General features: G+C 63.9%; 16 protein-coding genes and 1 pseudogene. 11 read left to right on the top strand and 6 right to left on the bottom strand.

Features of this window, described 5'->3' with window-relative positions:
• Position 1 precedes the first annotated feature (1 nt).
• The 3 genes from KJJ24_RS06540 to KJJ24_RS06530 are packed head-to-tail and all read left to right on the top strand — an operon-like array spanning position 2 to position 4,395.
• The gene (locus KJJ24_RS06540) at positions 2-2,863 is read left to right on the top strand and encodes a peptidase domain-containing ABC transporter (RefSeq protein WP_250544964.1); all 2,862 of its coding nucleotides are present in this window, start codon (positions 2-4) and stop codon (positions 2,861-2,863) included.
• Positions 2,864-4,126: an HlyD family efflux transporter periplasmic adaptor subunit gene (locus KJJ24_RS06535; RefSeq protein WP_214342756.1), complete on the top strand. Its 1,263-nt coding sequence runs from the start codon at positions 2,864-2,866 to the stop codon at positions 4,124-4,126.
• A complete protein-coding gene (locus KJJ24_RS06530) occupies positions 4,126-4,395 on the top strand; it encodes a hypothetical protein (RefSeq protein ID WP_214342754.1) in 270 nt (89 codons plus the stop codon). Before KJJ24_RS06535 ends, KJJ24_RS06530 begins: the two co-directional genes overlap by 1 nt.
• Here KJJ24_RS06530 and KJJ24_RS06525 read toward each other — a convergent pair.
• Entirely contained in the window at positions 4,370-5,449 is a 1,080-nt protein-coding gene (locus tag KJJ24_RS06525; protein ID WP_214342751.1) for a hypothetical protein, read from the bottom strand. The two genes, KJJ24_RS06530 and KJJ24_RS06525, sit on opposite strands and share 26 nt — an antisense overlap.
• On the bottom strand, positions 5,449-6,720 hold the full coding sequence (locus tag KJJ24_RS06520) for a tetratricopeptide repeat-containing glycosyltransferase family protein (protein ID WP_214342747.1): 1,272 nt from the start codon (positions 6,718-6,720) through the stop codon (positions 5,449-5,451). Before KJJ24_RS06520 ends, KJJ24_RS06525 begins: the two co-directional genes overlap by 1 nt.
• A 77-nt stretch (positions 6,721-6,797) precedes the next feature.
• On the opposite strand from KJJ24_RS06520, the gene KJJ24_RS06515 reads away from it, so the two are divergent.
• Genes KJJ24_RS06515 through KJJ24_RS06505 form a run of 3 tightly spaced genes read left to right on the top strand, consistent with a single transcriptional unit; the run spans position 6,798 to position 10,006 of the window.
• Positions 6,798-7,253, top strand: coding sequence for a hypothetical protein (locus KJJ24_RS06515; protein ID WP_214342744.1), 456 nt, complete (start codon positions 6,798-6,800; stop codon positions 7,251-7,253).
• Between the two features lie 60 nt (positions 7,254-7,313).
• Entirely contained in the window at positions 7,314-8,291 is a 978-nt protein-coding gene (locus KJJ24_RS06510; RefSeq protein ID WP_214342741.1) for a glycosyltransferase family 2 protein, read from the top strand.
• Positions 8,288-10,006, top strand: coding sequence for a glycosyltransferase (locus KJJ24_RS06505; RefSeq protein ID WP_214342739.1), 1,719 nt, complete (start codon positions 8,288-8,290; stop codon positions 10,004-10,006). Before KJJ24_RS06510 ends, KJJ24_RS06505 begins: the two co-directional genes overlap by 4 nt.
• On the opposite strand, the gene KJJ24_RS06500 is transcribed toward KJJ24_RS06505, so the two are convergent.
• The 4 genes from KJJ24_RS06500 to KJJ24_RS06485 form a co-directional block, all read right to left on the bottom strand.
• Positions 10,003-11,472 carry a glycosyltransferase gene (locus KJJ24_RS06500; protein ID WP_214342737.1) on the bottom strand — a complete coding sequence of 490 codons (1,470 nt, stop codon included), beginning with the start codon at positions 11,470-11,472 and terminating at the stop codon, positions 10,003-10,005. The two genes, KJJ24_RS06505 and KJJ24_RS06500, sit on opposite strands and share 4 nt — an antisense overlap.
• 329 nt (positions 11,473-11,801) lie before the next feature.
• The gene (locus KJJ24_RS06495; protein WP_214342735.1) at positions 11,802-12,938 is read right to left on the bottom strand and encodes a hypothetical protein; all 1,137 of its coding nucleotides are present in this window, start codon (positions 12,936-12,938) and stop codon (positions 11,802-11,804) included.
• Positions 12,939-12,969: 31 nt separating this feature from the next.
• Complete coding sequence (locus KJJ24_RS06490; RefSeq protein WP_214342733.1) at positions 12,970-14,682, bottom strand: Wzz/FepE/Etk N-terminal domain-containing protein; 1,713 nt, start codon at positions 14,680-14,682, stop codon at positions 12,970-12,972.
• Positions 14,679-15,815 carry a polysaccharide biosynthesis/export family protein gene (locus KJJ24_RS06485; RefSeq protein ID WP_250544963.1) on the bottom strand — a complete coding sequence of 379 codons (1,137 nt, stop codon included), beginning with the start codon at positions 15,813-15,815 and terminating at the stop codon, positions 14,679-14,681. The genes KJJ24_RS06490 and KJJ24_RS06485 overlap by 4 nt, the downstream gene beginning before the upstream one ends.
• Positions 15,816-16,143: 328 nt before the next feature.
• Between KJJ24_RS06485 and KJJ24_RS06480 the strand changes: the two are divergent.
• The 5 genes and pseudogenes from KJJ24_RS06480 to KJJ24_RS06460 form a co-directional block, all read left to right on the top strand.
• Positions 16,144-16,540: pseudogene (locus KJJ24_RS06480) on the top strand (GDP-mannose 4,6-dehydratase); the annotation flags it as partial.
• A 268-nt stretch (positions 16,541-16,808) separates the two neighbouring features.
• On the top strand, positions 16,809-17,054 hold the full coding sequence (locus tag KJJ24_RS06475; protein ID WP_214342729.1) for a hypothetical protein: 246 nt from the start codon (positions 16,809-16,811) through the stop codon (positions 17,052-17,054).
• A 1-nt stretch (position 17,055) separates the two neighbouring features.
• Positions 17,056-17,460, top strand: coding sequence for a type II toxin-antitoxin system VapC family toxin (locus KJJ24_RS06470; RefSeq protein WP_214342726.1), 405 nt, complete (start codon positions 17,056-17,058; stop codon positions 17,458-17,460).
• Positions 17,461-17,631: 171 nt separating this feature from the next.
• Complete coding sequence (locus tag KJJ24_RS06465) at positions 17,632-17,886, top strand: DUF1778 domain-containing protein (RefSeq protein WP_214342723.1); 255 nt, start codon at positions 17,632-17,634, stop codon at positions 17,884-17,886.
• Complete coding sequence (locus KJJ24_RS06460) at positions 17,880-18,407, top strand: hypothetical protein (protein WP_214342720.1); 528 nt, start codon at positions 17,880-17,882, stop codon at positions 18,405-18,407. The genes KJJ24_RS06465 and KJJ24_RS06460 overlap by 7 nt, the downstream gene beginning before the upstream one ends.
• The last annotated feature ends 173 nt before the right edge of the window (positions 18,408-18,580 follow it).

The following is an 18,580-nucleotide window of genomic DNA, read 5'->3' as shown; positions in this document are numbered from 1 at the left end:
CATGGCCCCGTTCGATCAGCTGCCGGCTGATCGTTTGCGGGTGCTGCAACCGCAGCTGCAGCTACGCCGTTGCCGGCTCGGCCAGGTGCTGCAGGCCCATGAACAAGCAGGGCTGGGGATGGCGGTGGTGTTGCGCGGCCAGTTGCGCGTGCTCGGTGTGGACCCCTTGCAGGCGGGGCTGCGCAGCCTGGCGCGCCTCGGCCCCGGCGAGATGGCGGGTTGGTTTGGCGTGCTGTCGGGGCTGAGCGGTGAACAGCTGCAGGTGGCGTCAGCGGAAGCCGAACTGATTTGGATCCCAGCGCCGGTGTTCCTGGCTCTGTTGGAAGAAGCACCTCAGTTGCGGGTTTGGTTTGAAGAGCAGCTGAGTCCGATTGAGTTGCACCTGGCGTTGGTGCAGGAGCTGCGCGCTGATCTGGCCTGGCGCCATTGGCTCGAGCATGGGCTGGAGCTGCAGCAGCTAGCCCGGCTGGGAAGCCCTAATGGCAATCGCAGCCTGGTTTGGCGCCCCAGTGTGTGGAACGGCGAGCAGCGGCTAATCGGCCTGCCGAAGCCTCCTGCCCTGTCCGACCCGCCAGGGGAGACGTCCGTTGCAAAAGCGTCCGCTTCTGACGCGCCTCTGGAGGAGGGATCGACACCTGAGCCCGAGGCCCCAGACGGCTTTTATGCGCTCGCCCCCTCCATGGCAGCTCCGAGTGCCGAGGCGGCCGCCAATCCCCTGCGGGTGCCCCAGGCCGTGGGGCCGCGCTTGGCGCCGCTGGCCATCTGTGAAGGCGTTGCCGAGCAGTTGCAGGTGCCGTTCGATCGCGAAGCGCTGCTCGATCAGATCGACGCCACCCTGCAGCAGCAGGACCGCCTCAACCTGGTGAACGTGGGCCAGCTGCTCAGCTCCATGGGGCTGCGGGTGGTGATGGCCACGCTGCCGCTCGATCGCCTGGCGCGGGTGCAGCCGCCGGCCGTGCTTGCCCAGGAGGGGCAACTAGGCGTGCTCGATGGGGTTGATCCCGATGGTTTGGCCCGGGTGCTCGATCCGGAGCTGGGGCCGCTGCGGATCCCCCTGGCGGAGCTCACCGCTGAAGACGGTGAACTGGAGCTGCTGTTGCTTGAGCGCACGCCGATCAGTAAGAGCCGCCGCTTCAGCTGGGGCTGGTTCACGCCCTATGTGGCCGAGCATCGGCGCGAGCTGATTGAGGTGTTTGCCGCCTCGTTTGTGGTGAACCTGCTGGCCCTAGCCACGCCCCTGGGGATCCAGGTGCTGGTGGATCAGGTGGCCCGCTTTGAAAATTTCGGGGCGCTGTTGAGCATCTCGGCGCTGCTGTTTCTGGCATCGCTGGTGGGGGCGGTGGTGCGCACGCTGCGCAGCTTGATCTTCACGGATGTGGCCAATCGGGTGGATCAGGCCACCAAGGGCTCCATCCTCGATCGCTTGGTGCGGCTGCCCCAGGGCTTCTTCGATAGCCGCCCGGTGGGCCAGGTGACGTACTACTTCAACCAGCTGGACCGGTTGCGGGAGTTTCTGATCGGCCAGAGCCTCACCACCTTGGTGGATTTTCTGTTTTCGCTGCTCTACATCGTGGTGCTGGTGGCGTTGAATCCGCCGCTCACGTTGGTGACGCTCTCCACCCTGCCGTTGATCATCATCCTGGCGCTGGTCAGCAATCCGATTGTGGAGAGCATGATCGAGCGCTCGATTGGCGAGGCGGTGAAAACCTATGCCTTCCTCACCGAAGCGATTGGCGGCATCCAAACGATCAAATCCCAGAATGCCGAGCTGAAAACCCGTTGGGAATTTCAGACCCGCTACAGCCGCTTCATCGGCGAAGACTTCAAGCTTCGCGTTACCAATGAAACGGTGTCGTCGCTGGCCAATTTCATCAATGAGCTTAACGGCATTTTGGTGGTGGGCTTTGGTATCTGGTTTGTGATGAAGGGCCAGCTCACCTTGGGCGCATTCTTTGCGTTCCGGATCATTAGCAGTTATGTGACCCGGCCGATGGTGCAGTTGGTGCAGACCTGGCAGCAGTTCAAGATGAGCACCGAGCAGATCAAGATGGTGGGCGACATCGTGGATCGCCAAACCGAGCAGAGCGAGGAAGAAGCCACCAATATCCCGATGCCACCGCTTAAAGGCGATGTGGCTTTCCAGGGGGTGAGCTTCCGCTTTGATGTGGATGCACCGCGGGTGCTGCATGGCATTGACCTGGAGGTGCCAGCGGGCACCTTTGTGGGCCTGGTGGGGGGATCAGGCAGCGGCAAGAGCACCCTGCTCAAGCTATTGCCGCGTTTCTACAAAGCGGAAGAAGGCCAGGTGCTGATCGATGGGCTGGATATCAACAAGGTGGAGCTCTATTCCCTGCGCCGTCAGATCGGTGTGGTGCCACAAGACAGCCTTCTCTTTGATGGCACCATCCGCGACAACTTGCTGCTGGTGAAACCCGATGCCAGCACCGATGATTTGATTCGCGCCGCTCGCCTTGCCTGCGCCCACGACTTCATCATGGCAATGCCCAAGGGCTACAGCTCCAGCGTGGGTGAGCGGGGCGCCGGGCTCTCGGGCGGTCAGCGCCAGCGCCTGGCCCTGGCCAGGGCCGTGCTGCAAAACCCGCGCTTGCTGATCCTCGATGAGGCCACCAGTGCCCTCGATGCGCGCACGGAACGCCAGGTGTGCCTCAACTTGTTTGAGGCGTTCCGGGGCCGCACGGTGTTTTTCATCACCCACCGGCTCTCCACCGTGCGGCCGGCGGACCTGATCGTGTTGATGGATCAGGGCGCGATCATGGAGCGCGGCAGCCACAGCCAGCTGATGCAGCAACGCGGCTGGTACTACGCACTCCATCAGAGCCAAAACCAGGAGGGCCTGAGCTAGGTGGCTGAGCAGCAGCGATCCTGGAGCTTCAATCAGCCGGTGCTGCTGCGCAAGCGGCGCCAGGCCTCGTCGTTGTTGGTGTGGAGCGGTGTGGCTGCCACCGCAGGCGGCGTGCTCTGGATGGTGGTGGCGCCGCTGCAGGAAACGATCGCGGTGCAGGGCAAGTTGCAGCCGATCGGCCAGGTGCGGGTGATTCGGGCACCGGCAGCGGGGGTGGTGGAGCAGGTGTTGGTGCGTGATGGGGCGGAGGTGACCCCGGGCCAATTGTTGGTGCAGATGGATTTGCGCCAGGCCAGGCAACAGCTCGACTCGGGCCGCTCGGTGTTGGAGCGGCTGCAGAACGAGAACAGGATCTATCAGGCAGCCTTGGGCGAAGAGCCAGCGGCGGGGCTCACGGCCAATCAGCGCCTGGCACTGCAGAAGCAGCGCGAACTGCTGATTGGCCGGCGCGAGGCCTCAGCCCAGGAGCTTCTCCGGGCGCGCACACGGGTGGCGAGCCTGGAGCGCAGCCTGAAAGCCTCAGACGAGATTGCCCGGCGCTACCGCTCGCTGGTGGGCAGCGGTGCCCTGAGTGCGGTGGCGTTGATTGATGTGCAGGAGCGGGCTGATCAGCAGCGCAGCGATTTGCAGGAAGCCCAGGCTGAGCTCAAGCGCGTGGAGGCGATGGGCAATGCCGGCGAGGCTTCCGGTGAGCTGGAGCTGCGCAATCGGATTGAGGCCAATCTGCGGCAGATCGCCGCGCTGCAGCAGCAAGTGAGTGATGCTAAGCGGCTGATCTCGCTGTCGCAGCTGCGGGCGCCGGTGGCGGGGGTTGCGTTTGATGTGGCGGTCACGCCCGGGGCGGTGCTGGCCGATAGCGCCAAGCCCATCCTCAAGGTGGTGCCGCAACAGCAGTTGCAGGCGCGGGTGTATTTGCCGAATGCGGCGATCGGTTTCGTGCAGCCGGGCCAGAAGGCGTTGGTGTCGCTCGATTCATTCCCAGCGGCCGACTATGGGCGCATCGGCGCCAAGGTGGTGGCGGTGGGCTCTGATGCGTTGCCGCCGGAGCAACAGCGGGAGGTGCTCGGTACGGAGGTGCGCGGCCTCTATTTTCCCGCCACGCTGCAGCTCGATCGCCAATCGCTGCAAGCGGGGCGCCGTTCGATTCCGCTCACGGCCGGCATGAGCCTCACGGCGGATCTGCAGCTGCGGGAGCGGCGCTTCATCAGCCTGTTCACCGCCTTTTTCGACGACAAACTCAAATCGTTGGAGAGGATGCGCTGATGGAGGGCCCCGGCGCCTGGATGCGCTACGTGCCGGAAGCCGAGCGGCCGCGGCGGCTCAGGCAATGGCGCCGCGCCTGGCTGAAGGCGCAGCTGCAGCGCCGGCGGGTGCAGATCGCGCTGTTGGTGGTGCTGAATGTGGTGATCTGCCTCGTGCCCTGGTGGATGGGCTTGCGCAGCCTCACGGTGTTGGCGCTGCTGCCGATCGTGTCAGTGCCGCTGGTGGGCGGGCTCGCTTACTGGATCACCTGGGGTGAGTTCCACCGCTGAGCTCGCGCCAGGCACCAGGGAGCCAGGCGGGGAGTTCAAAGGTGGAGAGGTTGATCTCGATCCGCTCGATTGGGTGAAACAGGGCCACCGCCAGCAGCAGGGCGTCGTCGCGGCCGGTATGGGCCTCCAGCAGCAGCTGCATCAGCTGATCGCGCTGCTCCTGATCGGCCTCGCTGGGTTCGCGCCGGATCAGGCTGCTCTGCACGAGCTGGCGGTAGAGATCGCCGATGGGGGAGCGGTAGAGCGTTTCCAGGCTGGCCTGATCCACATCCAGCAGCAGCTGGGCGAGCATCAGGCGCAGGGCCTGGAGCTCGTCGATCACCTCTTGATCATCGGGATCCACCTGGAGCAGGCGGATTAGACCCAGGCCGCGCTTCTGGCTGGATTCCTGGCTGAGTTGCTCGAGTAGCTCCTGGCCGCCGGTGGCGATCAGCCGGGGCAGGGATGCCGCCACTGCGGATTCAGGCTCGCGTTCCTCAGTGCTCGGGCTCAGCAGGCCCCTGGGTTCCTGCCGGCCGCTGGGGCACCAGTCGCTCAGCTCCGCCAGCCAGCTGGGAAGGGCGTCAGCGCTCACGGCCTCAGGCAGCTGATTGCATTCCAGGTAGGCGAGCAGGGCGAGCAGGTGATTCCAGCGATCCGCTGCGGGCTCACTGGCGCTGATTGCTTCTAGTAGCCGGTGGCGCCAACGGCGCTCATCGCGGCTGAGGGGTTGCTGGCGCAGGGGGCTGGCAATCAACCGCCGCTGCAGCTCGCCGATCGGGCCATGCCACAGCTCGGCCAGCTGATCCACGGGGGCTTCCAGCCAGAGGCGCGAGAGGCAATGGCGGCCATAGCGCGCCTCGAGCATCAGTTCAGCGGTGGGCTGCTCGATCAGCTGCTCCACGATCGTGCGCAGCCGCTGCAGCGACCAAGCTGGCGCTGCGGGCGCCAGGTTGAGCCCCAGTTGCCTTGGCGGCGGGAAACAGGCCTGATCGCTGCCCAGCAGGTCCACGCCGGCTTTGAGCGGTTGGCGCAGGCGGGCTGATCCCCGCTTCCACAGCGATCGCAGCCCCATCACGCCCGTGCCGTTGGCGGGATCGTACGCAGCTGCTCTAGGAGCAGCTCGATCACCGGCGCCCATTGGCGCTCCGGTGGCTGCCGCAAGAGCCTCAGGCTTGGATACCAGGGGCTATCGCTGCGGCCGCGCAGCCAGCGGGGATCGGCGCTCCAGGGCAGCAACACCCAGGCCGGCACGCCCTGGGCACCGGCCTGGTGGGCCATGGCGGTGTCCACCGTGATCACGGCGTCCAGCCCCTGGATCAGGCGGCCGGCTTCGAGGAAATCGGCTTGGGGGGGGAGGGCTTCGGCGAACAACTCGGCGAGGGCCGGATTGAGCTCGTCGCGATCTGATCCCACCTGCAGGTTCACCGTGCCGAAGCCCAGGTGGCGGAGTCCGCGGAGCAGCTGCTCGAGGGCTTCGGGGGGGAGGCTGCGTTTGCGGTATTCGCGGGCGGTAAAGGGATCATCGAGCTTGCGGCCAGCGGCCCACACCACGCCGACGCAGCTGCCGCTGGGGCGAGCCCCTGGGGCGATGCGCAGGTAGGGCCCTGAAGCAAAGGCTTCCTCAGAGAGCGTGCCGCCCCCGAGCCGGCTGGGCAGGCTCATCAAGGAGCCGTGGCAAGGCGGGGGGTCTGTGCTGGCCTGTTTAGCGAACACCACCGGTGGCCACGGCAGCCAGCTGAGCCCCTCCTGCAAGAGGGAAACGAGGGGAGGCTCCACCTCCAGTTCCACACGCTCGTTCCCCAGTTGAATCAGCCAGCGCAAGAACTGAAAGGTGTCGCCGAAGCCCTGCTCGCTCCAGATCCGCAGTGGCTCGGAGGTGCGATCGCTCCATCCCTGGAACGATGGCCCAGGCCGATGCACTTCGAACTGAGCCACCTCAAGGCGTTGTTCGCTGAGCTCCCAGGCCTCCTGAAACCGCTCCAGCCCCACCAGCACCTGGCTGTGGTTCCAGGCGGTTTCAGCGCTGGGCTGCAGCTGGTGGCTGATCGCAAAGGCGCGCTGGGCCTGCTCAAAGCGATTTAGATCACGCAACGCATTGCCCAGGCCACGCCAGGGGCGTGGATCGGCGGGTTCGAGCTGGATGGCGCGGCGGTAGGCCTGCCAGGCCAAGTGCGGTTCATCAGCCAGCCAGTGGGCGTTGGCTCGGTTGTTGGGGAGTCTAAACTCCTGCGGGGCAAGGGCTTCGGCTTGCTTGCAGAGCTCGATCGCAGCAGGCCACTGCTGCCGTCGCACAGCCTGCTGCGACTCGTTAAACAGGGTGGTCAGCTGCGGGTCTGTCAGCATTGCGCCACGAATCTGTTGTAATAACGATCATCAGACTTTATTGTCTCTACGTATAAGCAACCTGCCTCAACGCACGCATGGCTACCAGCTCAGCTGTTGACACCAACGTTTCGAACCTGCCCGCTGCTGATCAGGCCCGTACTGATATCACCACCACTGGAACCACCACCACTGTGTCGGTGACTGGCCCTGCCCTCTCCGATCTCGTGGTCGAGACCAGCACCCTGGCACCCAACCTGACCCTCGACGGCAGCTTCAAGAGCTCCTCCTTCGTGGGTGGTGCTGCTATCACCGAGAAGTTCACCGTCACCGGTGGCAACAGGGTCAAGAAGTCCAACTTCGTGCTTGGATCTGACTCCTTTAAGGACACCGTCAAGTTTGACGGCAATGCCAAGGCCAAAAAGGTGACCATCAAAGACTTCGCTGATGGCGACAAGCTCAAGTACAAGGGCGACACCTACAAAGCCAGCGATATCCGCGCTGATGGCAAAGGTTTCGAAGGCCTGAGCCGCAAAGAAATTCGCCTCGCCTGATCGCTGTAGCGATCGCTCAATAGCCCGGCTTCCAGCCGGGCTTTTTTGTGCCCTGACGCATTGTCTTTCCCTCCCAGCCAAGATCAACAAAGGCTCGAGCAGGTGCGCCAATACCTGAGGCGCGGCCAACTCGCCGATGCCACACGCCTGGTCTACGGCTGGTTTGCCGATGTTCGCCTCGAGCTGTCGCTCCTTCCCAGCCGCGAACGCGCCATCCGCCCGGCCCTGTGGCAAGCGGTGGCAGACCTGGCAGAGCTCACCGGTGATCACCGTCTTCCGGAACAGCTTTGGCAGGTGCTTGAGCAGCTCAAGCCATCTCCAGCGATGGTCGGCACCATTCCTCTGCTGGGGGTTCCAATCGTGAACGGCCCCGAGCGCTTGCAGGCGCTCCTGGCCAGTTTGGATGTGCCCGTCGACACTCTGGCCCTGGTGGATCACAGCGGCGGGCCTGGTCCGGTGCGTGAGCTGCTGAATCGTTTGGAGAGAGATGGCGTGCCCGGCGTGGCTCGCGTTCACGTGGCACGCCCCTTCGGCAATGCCGGCGTGGGCAAGGCCTGGAACGCGATCCTGCAGGGCTTTCCCTCGGTGCCTTTTGCGTTGATCGCCAACCACGATGTGGTGTTTGCCCCCGGGGCTCTGGCTCAGGCCCTCGCCGCTCTCGATCCTGAACAGCCGCAATGGCTCCCCTTGCTCAGTCGCCCAGCGGCTTTCTCGGCCTTTCTGATCACCTCCCTGGCCTGGAACCGCATCGGCCTGTTCGACGAATCCTTTGTGCCCGCCTATTGGGAAGACACCGATTACCGCGATCGCCTCGAGGCCGACCCCGCCGTGCAGCGGATTGAGCAGGTGCCCTGGCTGGAGGCGATGGATGCAGCCAATTCCCGGCAGAGTGCCAGCCTGGCGGATGATCCGCAGCTGGCCCGCGCCAACGAGGTGAGCTTCGCCTTGAACCGGCTCTGGTATTTCAGCCGTCGCCGTCTGCAGGGTGATCGCCGCGGATCCTGGCTGCGGGCCTGGTTGCTCGATCCACCGCGATGACGCCTGATCAGATCTACGCCGAAGCCAGCGCCCTGCTGGAGCAGCAGCGTTGGGCTGAAGCTCTGCCCTTACTCGAGGCCGCGATCCAGGCCTTCCCCGAGGTGCCGCAGCTGCGGGTGGCGGCGGGGCAGTGCCGGCAGCGGTTGGAGCTGGGCACCACCCTGCTCAGCGAGGGCGGCCTGAATCAGGCCCGCTACCAGCGATGGATTGCCTTCAGCGAAGAGCGGATGGTGGATCCGTTGCTTCCCCTGCGCCAGAACTGGTGGGAGCTGGCCGAGACGCAGGATGGCGCGCCTTGTTGGCTGCCGTTGCATGGCGGGGTGCCTCAGCTGGCGGAGGGTTGGCCGCAGCTGGGTTGGCTGGTGTTGCGCCATCCCGGCTGTGAGCTCCGCCCCGGTGCGCTGCAATTCGTGGAGGCTTGGCTGGGGGAGCTGGAGGATCCGCTGCACGACCCGCAGCTGATTTATGCCGATGAAGATCGGCTGGATGCTGAAGGGAACCGCTGCGATCCCTGGTTCAAGCCCGGTTTCACGCCGGAGAGCTTCTGGAGCAGCCCCTGGCTGGAAGGGCTGAGCCTCTGGCGGTTGAGCTGGTTGCGCACCCAGGAGCTGCCGCTCACTCCTCTGGATCCCGAGGAGCGCTGGCCCTGGTTGCTGGAGGCCCTGGCGCGCACGCCTCGGATCGAAGCCTTGCCGCATGTGCTCAGCCATTGGCAGCCGGGCCAACCATCCCTCGATCCCCTGCAGCAACGCTGGCGCGCCGCCCAGCTGGCCGCGGCACTGCAGCAGCACGGCGAAGCGGTGCAACAGGTGAAGCCCCATCCCAGCCAGCCCGGCTGTTTTCAGCTGCAGTGGGTGCTTCCCGCGGCCCAGCGTTGCCGGGTGATCATCCCCACGCGCGATCGCGCTGATCTGCTCGAGGCCTGCCTGCAGAGCCTGTGGCGCACCCGTGGCCTCGGCGAACGGGCGCTAGAGATCGAGATTGTGGTGGTGGACAACGGATCGGAGGAGCAGGCCACCCAGGAGCTGTTTCAACGCTGGCGCCTGCAGCTGGGGGAGCGCTTTGCGGTGCGCCACGACCCGCGCCGCTTCAACTGGAGTGCTCTCAACAACGCCGCGGCCCAAGACGCCGACACCGACCTGCTGCTGTTTCTCAACAACGACATCGAAGCGCTGGAGCCCGGTTGGCTTGAAGCGCTGGCGGCTCAGGCCCTACGGCCTGCAGTGGGGTGCGCTGGCGCCGTGTTGCTCTATCCCGATCGCTCGATTCAGCACGCCGGCGTGGTGGTGGGGATGCATGGCGGTGCTGATCACGCCTATGCCCATTTGCCCTATCCCTGCCCCGTGCATCGCGGCCGGGCTCAGTTGCTCACCAGCTGGGGGGCCGTCACGGGCGCCTGCGTGATGGTGCGGCGCAGTTTGTTTGAGCAGGCCGGCGGCTTTGATGAGGCCTTCCCGGTGGAGTTCAACGACATTGATTGCTGTCTGCGCTTGGCGCAGCTCGGCTACCGGCATGTGGTGGTGCCGGAGGCTGTATTGCTGCATCACGAAAGCCAGAGCCGCGATGCGAAGACCAGCGCCACGGCGGCCGATGCGCTCACACGCCTGCAGGTGCATTGGAATGCCCAGCTCAAAACCGCTGGGCCTTGGTGGCCAGGCGCCTGTGCGCCGAACTTTCCGGATGGCCGGCCTTTGGGGCTCGAGCCGCTGCTTTAGGGGTTGGCCCAGATCTGGTGGAGCCGCTCGGCGTAGCGCTGGCCGATCGCCTCTGGGCTGAACAAGTGCTGGTAGGGGGCGGAGCGTTCGGGAGGCTGGATGGGTTGCCCTGCACATTGGCGGAGCACCCGTTGGAGTTGTGCGATCGCTGCTGCCGGATCAGGCTCAGCCCACACTTGGCCACTGCCGTGGGGATACTCGTCTGGCAGCACAGGGAAGAGCGTGTAGCCCACGGGATGAGCACGGGGGCCAATGCAGAAATCGCGGTTGCCGCTGTAGTCGGTAGCGATCACATCCAGCCCCAGCAGTAAGGCCTCGGCGAGCACGCGTCCATAGCCCTCGGCGCGATGCAGTGAGAGGAGCACATCGCAGCAGCCGTAGAGCCCCAGCAACGCGTCTCGGGGCAAAACGCCATCGATCAAGAGCAGCCGAGGATCGGCAGCCACGCGGGCTTGGAGCTGCTCCCACTGCTGTTCGGCTAGGCCGGCGTGCATGGTTTTGATCACCAGCCGTGCTGGTGTATGCGGCTCTGTGGCGGCCTGAAAGGCGTCGATCGCGGCCCAGGGATTTTTGCGGGCATAGCTGGAGCGGCCATCAAAGCTGCAGATCACGAGGGGGGCACCCTGCGGCAGCTGGAAGTGAGCGCGCCAGTGCGCGCGATCGCTGGCGCCGAAAGGTTGAAGCCGCTCTAAGGGAAGGGGAAGGAGATGCAGGCTGGGGCTGGGGCGTTCTCCCAAGGCGGCTTGTAGGGCGCCATGGGTGTGCTGGCTAGAGGCCCAGATCTCATCAGCGAGGCGTAACAGGGGTTGCCAGGGCTTGGGCCACTGGCTGAGTTCCCAGGGCCAATAGCCGATGGTGAATCGCTCCTGGAACACGGCTTCCCCGAGTTCGAGCAGCACCCGAGCGTGTTCCTCGGCGGTGAGGCACACGATGTTGAAGGCGTAGGGGGCAAGCTTGTCGGGTGTGGATCGGGCGACCTGGCGCAGGGCATCGGAGCTGGGATGGCGAGGGATATCCACCACTTGCACCGGGATGCCGGCGCTGCGCAAGGCTGTGTGCACGGTGCGGAGGTCTTCTCCGATGCCGAGGTCTTCGCTGGCGTAGCCAAACAGATTCACCCCGAAGGGGCGCTGCTTCCAGGGCTGAAGCGCGATGGGCTCAGCGATCAGCAGTCCATCGCTGTTGATGGGGCTGAGCTGATGTTCCTGAGCGCCGTGGTGCACCAGCCAATGGCACATGGCGGCAGCGTCATGCGGGGAGAAGGCTTGTTGGAGATCCATGCGTTGCTGGCGCAGGGCCCAGTGGAACCAGGGCAGAGCGGTGCCCGGGATGCTTTGGTTCAAGCTGGCCAACACGGCGTGGTGTTGGCGAAGCAGGTTGTATTCGTGAATGCCATTGCTGAACAGCCAACTGCGCAGGGGATCCAGGCTGGATCGGGCAACATCTGGCCGCAGCAGCTGAAGCAACGCCCAGGGAGAGATTGAATCACTGGCTTGAAGCCGGTGGATCGTTCCACTACTCCTGATCTGAAGCCAGTGGTGCTCAGGACCTGTGCTCTGACTCCAGAACGGGTCAAGGGCATAGAGGCAGCGATCTGCCGCTCTCTCGAGCAGCCGACAAGAGGCCGATTCCCCGTTGATGAGGACATCCGGAGCGGACGTCGTTCCCGAGATGATTAACGTCCAACCACTCGGGCACCAGCTGGGGGTGTGAATCAGGAGATCCATCTCCCGATGAGGAGGGAGATCTAGCAGCTGTTGGTTGAGCTCTTCACAAGAGACTGCAGCCGTTTGCATCAGAAACCGATGCTGGTGGTGAGTTGGAAGCGCGGGGTGGTGGTGTAGCCGGGATTCGCAGGATCCCAGTCGGCGTTCTTGAGCACGTTGGTGATGCCGGGAGTGATCACCCAATTGAGTTGATCAAAGGGCTTGAAGCTGGCGGCCAGGGTGAGATTGCGGCCCCACCACTCTGCGATCAAGCTGAATTGAGGGTTCACGAGGTAGGAGAAAGAGGCCACGGGGTAAGGGTCGCCATAACTAAAGCCCCAGATGTTGCAGAAATCGCCGTATTTGCCCGGGGATCGGTAGCCCTTGTTGGCTACATCCTTGGCACAGGCTTGTTCCTGCGAATCGAGGATCGCGTTGAGGGGCCTGTAGATGCCGTTGGCTACGCCAACGGTGAAGTAGAGATCCTGGTCGTTATCACGGGGATCACCGCCCAGATCGATGCGGCCACTGAACACGCCGTAGGCGCTACTGGGTTGATCCTGCTGCTGCACCTCATCGAGCTTGATCAGGTTGATCACGCCGAGCTTTACGGAGAAGTCTTCGGAGAGGTTGCGGCTGATGGCGAGGTCGATGCCTTGGCCACTGCCGAAGGGAGTGCCCTGGCTGGATTGATCGGGGCGGGTGGTGGCGAGGCTGGTTATTTGGAAGCCCAGATCCACGCCGATGGCTTTGCGGGGATCGCCGAGGCCCAGCAAGAACGACCAGATGCCTTTGGCTTGGTTCTTGAATTCGGTAGAGAAATCCTGGCTGCCGCACACGTAGCCACCGGTGACGTTGCAGCTTTCGATAAACAGGCCGGTCTGGAGGGTGCCGAAGGAGCTGCCATAGGCGTTGGGAACCCGCTGGCTGATGGAGGGCAGCCATTCCTTGCCGCGTTTCACCTGATACATCCCACCCGTGACGAACGGTTTTGGCCCGGTGAGGGGTGTTGATGCCCTGGCGGCCGGGGTGGGTGCAGGTTGAACGGGAACGGCAGGCTCGCCAGGTTGAACAGGCTGCCAGACCACGGCAGGGCCCACCGGATTGGGCCCATCTTTGGGTGGGACGGCTTGCCACACCACACCGGAGGGGGAGACAGCGGGCTCGGCGTCACTGGTCTGCTTCCACTGAACAGGCTGAGCATTCGAGATGAGGGGTGAACTCACCAACAAAGCCAGGGTGGATGTGGTGATCCAGTTAGAGCGCATTTGCTTCGGCCCTCTCCACCAACAACCAGCCGGTGACTGGCCGGGCCTGCAAGTCCAACTGTTCGCGCAAACTGGCCAGCTCGTTGCGGGTTGCAGCACCGGGGCTGGTGATCAGCAACTGATGGTCGCAATCTTTGGCAGCCACAAGATCATCACTGCAGAGCAGTTCGGTATGGGGCAGCAGAGAACGAAGTTGCTGTAAAACCGCTTGCACTTCTGAGCTAGAGCTGCTCAAGCCAATGGGGATCAAGGCAACCCTATGGCTCCCTGCAAGGGCTCCACGCGCTAACAGGGTGAGCTTCCCGGTGGATTCCGTGGTGGCCGAAGGATGCAATTGCGCCAACAACGGCCCGGGTAAGAGATGTTGGAGCTCGTCTCCAGCAAACACACGCCCACTGCGGCGATCTACCACCAGCGCTGCGCCGCTGCCGGCCACCAAGCCGGTCAAGAGCCCAAGCGCCAGGATGCGGCTTTTCCGCGGAGCCACGGGGGCATCAAGCAGGGTGGGCGTGGAGATCAGTTCCCAGGGATCGGCTTGCTTGGCCTGCTCGAGCTGGGCGAGTTGCAGCTGGTTTTCCAGTTCCACCAGGGTGCGCTCATCGCGGAGGGCCTGGCGCACGAGCTCGCGGTGCTTGAGCACCACCTCTTTGGGGCGGCTGGAGGCTTGCAGGGCTGCCTGGGCTGTGGCGAGTTGCCCTTGCAGCAGGCCGATGGTTTGGCGGTTGAGGGTGCTGATCAGGCTCTGGCGCTGTCGTTCGAGGTTGCGGATCAGATCGTCGTTGTCGCGCAGCACGCTGCGCTTCTGGGTGAGTTGGGCCTCGAGCTGCTGGTAGCGGCCATAGAGCTCGGCGTTGGCTTCGAGCTGCGGGGCCTGGAACAGCACGCGATTGCCAGCGGCCTGGGCTGAGGCGAGCTGCTGTTGGAGCAATGCCACCTGAGCTTGCGCTTGCTGGCGGTTGGCTTCTACGGATCCGCCGGCACTGGCTTTGGCATCGCTGCCGCTGCCGCTGGAGGCAGGGAGGCCATCTTGTAGGCCGAGGCCATGGCTTAGGGCGTAATCCTGGGCGCGCTTCATCGACGCCTCAGCTTTGGGGCTCACTGTCGCGATGCTCTGCTTGAGGTAGGCCACGCCGTTGGCCAGATCCTGGCGGCGATCGCGGCCGGAATAAAGCTGATACTCCTTGGAGATGCGCTCAATCACGGGCAGCACCAAGGCCTTGTCGGTGTCGGTGTAGGCGATGTTGAGCACGGAAGTGCCCTTTTCGAGCTCCACGTCCACGCTCTTCACCCAGTCGCTGAAGCGCATCCGATCGACGTTCTTGCCGGAGCGCTGTTTGCTTTGGCGCACGAAGTCGTACACCGGCTTGAGCACCGAGGGGCTCTCAAGCACCTTCACCTCGGTTTCCAGGCTGTCTTTGCTGCCACCACCACTCAGTCCGGCTAAGCCCGCGAGCATGGGGTTGGCCGCAGCCAGCTGAGCCAGGCGTCCGCCACCGCTATCGCCACTGGCCAGAACGATCTGAAACTGCCCTTCCCACACCCGCGGTTGCGTGAAGGCGTAGATCCCGCTGAGGAGAAGAGTGCCGCCCGCCACCTTGGCGATCAGGCGCCAGTGCCTCTGCAGTGCGGCGGCGAGCTGGCGCAGGTCGATTTCGTCGTCAGCCGCGGGGCTCGGCATCGGTGCGGGGGGGCTGGCCGTCATGGCTTGAACAGGGAATACACCGAATAGATGCCCACAGCAGGGCCGGTGAGCTCGTTGAGCACCGTTACGGTGGCGCTGAGGGGCGATTCCTGGATCCGGATGATGTCGCCCGCCATCAGGATCGGGTTGCGGTAGTCGTCCGATGGGGCATTGGGGTTGTAGCGGAAGGTGCGCCGGTCGATTTCGCCCTCGCGGGTGAAGCGCACGAATTCCACCTTGCCGTGGAGCACCTTGAGGCCACCGGCGCTCACGATCGCCTGGTTGAGGCTGGAGCCCTGGGGCAGGGTCTGAGGGCCTGGGGTGGTCACCCGGCCGCTTACAAACACCTGCAGGAACTGCGGGCTGAGGTTGGTTTGGCCGGCCTTCAGCAGCTGTTCACGCAGCACCACCGAGCTGCGGCCCACACTCACCACATCGCCGTCGAACAGGCGGATGTTTTGCGACTCCTCGCCTTCAGTGATCACCGAGAGGAAATCGAGCTGAGCGCGGATGCGGCCGCCACCGGCGCTGAGGGCTTGCTTGCGGGTGACCTGCACCTGTGAGAGATCCGAATAGGGCGTGATGCCTTGGGCGGTGCGGATCGCGTCAAACACGGTGGGGAAGAGCGCTCCGAAGGTGCTGATCCCACCACCGCTGCCCATGGCTGCAGCGGCGCCACCTGGTAGTTGGTTCAGGCCTGGGCGCGTCTCCACTCCTGCGGTGCCTGCCGAAAGCTGAGTGGCTTCAGCGCTGGTGGAGAGGCTGGTGAGCTCCTGGCTGCCGCTGAGGGTGTAGTAGCCGGGGCGCTTCACTTCACCGCCCACGTAGATCCGCACAGGGCGGTAGCCCACCGGCCTCACATAGAGCTCCGGCTTCTTCACGTAGGCCTTGAACTGCTCGGTGAGGAAGTAGCGCAGCTCCTCCACCGTGAGCCCCTCGACGTAGAGAGCGCGCAGGCGGGGCAGATAGAGCGTGCCGTCAGGTCCGATCGAGAAGGTGCCGCTCAGCTCTGGAATGTCGAGCAGCTCGATCTGCAGGGTGTCTCCCGGCCCGAGGATGTAGGCGTCATACACCACGCGGGTGCGGTCTGCCGGGCGAGGTGCTGGGTTGTTCTGAGCCAGGAGCGGCACTGCCCCACCAGGCAACGGGCCCAAGAGGGCAGCAACACAGCAGGTCGCGGCCCACCGGTTGGGTCTTGAGTGCTGCCTTCCCATGGGCTGAACCCTATGCGGCAGTCCTGCCTCAACACGCCGCAGGTGGGCGCCGCATCGACCGTCTTCTATGCGGAACTCGCATAAACGCCTCAACCCCCCCCCGTTTGCAGTGTTTTCGCTGAGTTTGGGAGCAGATCTGTGCGAAGTTCTTGAGAGGGTCTGAGGCGGTAGAGCTTGCTCCCGCCCACCAGAAGAGCGGGATTGCTGTACTCCCGCTCTGCTGCTTCATCGTTCAAGAAGGACTCTCTCTGCTGCTCCGCTAGTTCGAATGCCCCCCACCCCCGCCAAAACCGCCTTAATCACCGGCAAAGACGGCAGCTACCTGGCGGAGCTCCTGCTGGAGGAGGGCTACGTGGTGCATGGCAACTGCTTCGCAGAAGACTGACGGCTACAAACGCCGGACTAGCAGCTAGGGCCTCCGGCCCGCTTCGCAAACAACACCACACAGATCGATCACCTCAACCAAGATCCGCACGAGAGCGACCCGCGCTTGGTGCTGCACTACGGCGACCTCACCGACAGCACCAACCTGATACGGATCATCCAGCAGGTGCAGGCCGTAGCCGTAAGGCTTCTGCGAAGCAGTTGAGATCCACAACCTTGGACCCCATAACCATGTGGGGTTGAGCTACGAGGCGCGGGACTACACCGCTAAATACGACGCCCGCGACCCCAGTGATGTTGTGGGCCCCACCAGAAGTGTCCGATCTTCTGTTTGGTCTGTACAGAATTCGAAAAGAAGCGCTGAATGATCTTGGCTGGCCCCTGCCTCAAGACGTCCCCGCTGGAACGGTGCACTGGGCCTCTGGTTGTCCGCGAAACCTCGCCCCTCCGGTTCTCGCGCGAGCTGCAGTCGTTTCCACGGCGTCACCCGAGCGCCATGACCAGCATGCAAAGTGTAAGTAAAATGCATGCATCTACTGCTTGCGGCTCGTGGCCACCCTTCAAATCCGCGACTTGCCTGATCCGCTGCATCACCTCCTGCAGTTGCGGGCACGTCGAGCTCACCGCAGTTTGAGTCAGCAAGCCCTGATGGATTTGCAGGAGGCCTGTGGTGGCGAACCGCGTGAGCGGCGTCGACAGGCGCTTGCTGATCTGGCTGCTTTGGCGGCAGAGCGAGACGGTGCTGCATTTGAGCCATCTCCAGAAGCGCTGATTCGCGAGGACAGGGAGCGTTGAAGTGGCTTTGTTGAAAGCTCCCCGTTTGGTGTTGGATGCTTCAGCGGTGGTGCGAATCATCGAGGGCTCGCCTCAGGCAGCTGCCTTCCAGCAGGCGGTTCTCGACGCTGAACTGGTTCTGGCGCCTGAGCTGATGCTTACCGAAGTGTCCAATGCTCTCTGGCGGCTCCAGAGAGCTGGCCAGCTGCAGGCCGAAAGCTTGCAGCAGTGCCTCAGCCGGGCCGCTGCGCTCGTGGATCACATCGAGCCCGACCGTCACCTTCAGGTGGAAGCCTTGGCCCTGGCGTGTCATTTGGATCACCCGGTCTACGACTGCCTCTATCTGGCTCTGGCCCGGCGAGAAGCAGCCATCCTTCTGACAGCCGATCAGCGTTTGCAGCGACTGGCGGCCACGGTGCTCCCCTGAACCTCCGCACCAGGCGTGCGCATGGGTTGCGGCCCAGATCCCATGATCAGGCAGGACCTGGACTCCCCTGTACGCCTGATCGGCGTACAATGAGTTGGTCCACGAGACGCCTCGATGGCTCTGTCAGCTCAATCTGAGCCCTTGGAGGCTGAAGAGCGAGGCTTGGTACGGATGCACTTCCGCACCAAGCCTCGCATCAAGGCAGCCATCCAAAGGGCCGCTGCGTTGGCAGGCCTGGATGATTCGGCCTTCACGATGCAGGCGGCTTATCAAGCGGCCAGGGCTGTGATCAGCGCCCACGAGCGCACCGAACTGCAGGCTGTCGACCATGACGCCTTCTTCTCGGCGTTAGAGCAACCGGCTCCAGCTACGGCAGCCTTAAGCGCAGCCTTTAAGCGGCATCAGAACACGGTTTCGTCTTGTTGAACCGCATCGAGCCCTTTGATCCGGAGCGCCATGACCGCACCGGTTTCAGCTGCGGTGTGGAGGCTGTCGACAACTATTTCAAGAAGACGGCGGGCAAGTTGGTGTCAGCCGGCAACGTACGGCTGTTTGTGATGGTGAACCCTGATGGAAACTTGATCGGCTTCTACGCCATCAATGCCCATGCTGTGGACTATCGCGATCTGCCGTCACGCTTTGCGCGGAGTAGGCCAGGTCACGGTTCGATTCCAGCAGCCTTCGTCGCCATGATTGGCCGCGATCAGCGCTACAGCGGTCAAGGATTTGGAAGTGATCTGTTGGTGGATGCGCTGCGGCGGATTACCCAGGCTGCTGATGTGATCGGGCTCGCTGTTGTGCTGTTGGATGTGCTCGATTGCGGCGATCCTGAGCGCACCGCGCGTCGCCAATCCCTTTGCCAGAGCTATGGCTTTCAACCGTTGCCGTCAAACCCAACCAGGCTCTATCTCCCTCTGGCTACCGTCCGCAACCTGATGGCCGAGTGAACAGAGCGTGTGCGACTGGGGCCACGTCTGCGGCACCAGCCACATTGTGCGCCCCTCCAGCGAGCCCACTCAGGTTCTTGGCGTCGCTACGGGTGGTGCTGCGCGAAGCTACGTGGAACTGGCCTTCACCCTGTGAAGCGCCGCGAGGAAGGCCGGCGAGATGAGGCCGCAGC

This window comes from Synechococcus sp. LA31 (genome assembly GCF_018502385.1).
In the GTDB taxonomy this organism is placed as follows: Bacteria; Cyanobacteriota; Cyanobacteriia; order PCC-6307; family Cyanobiaceae; genus Vulcanococcus.
The sequence above is the reverse complement of the archived record's forward strand: the minus strand, read 5'-3'. Positions and strand labels throughout refer to the sequence as shown.

Coding starts and splice junctions, on each gene's coding strand:
- KJJ24_RS06465 (WP_214342723.1), top strand. CDS start 17,632: ATGCACTTCCGCACCAAGCCTCGCATCAAGGCAGCCATCCAAAGGGCC.
- KJJ24_RS06515 (WP_214342744.1), top strand. CDS start 6,798: ATGGCTACCAGCTCAGCTGTTGACACCAACGTTTCGAACCTGCCCGCT.
- KJJ24_RS06520 (WP_214342747.1), bottom strand. CDS start 6,720: ATGCTGACAGACCCGCAGCTGACCACCCTGTTTAACGAGTCGCAGCAG.
- KJJ24_RS06525 (WP_214342751.1), bottom strand. CDS start 5,449: ATGGGGCTGCGATCGCTGTGGAAGCGGGGATCAGCCCGCCTGCGCCAA.
- KJJ24_RS06505 (WP_214342739.1), top strand. CDS start 8,288: ATGACGCCTGATCAGATCTACGCCGAAGCCAGCGCCCTGCTGGAGCAG.
- KJJ24_RS06490 (WP_214342733.1), bottom strand. CDS start 14,682: ATGACGGCCAGCCCCCCCGCACCGATGCCGAGCCCCGCGGCTGACGAC.
- KJJ24_RS06530 (WP_214342754.1), top strand. CDS start 4,126: ATGGAGGGCCCCGGCGCCTGGATGCGCTACGTGCCGGAAGCCGAGCGG.
- KJJ24_RS06540 (WP_250544964.1), top strand. CDS start 2: ATGGCCCCGTTCGATCAGCTGCCGGCTGATCGTTTGCGGGTGCTGCAA.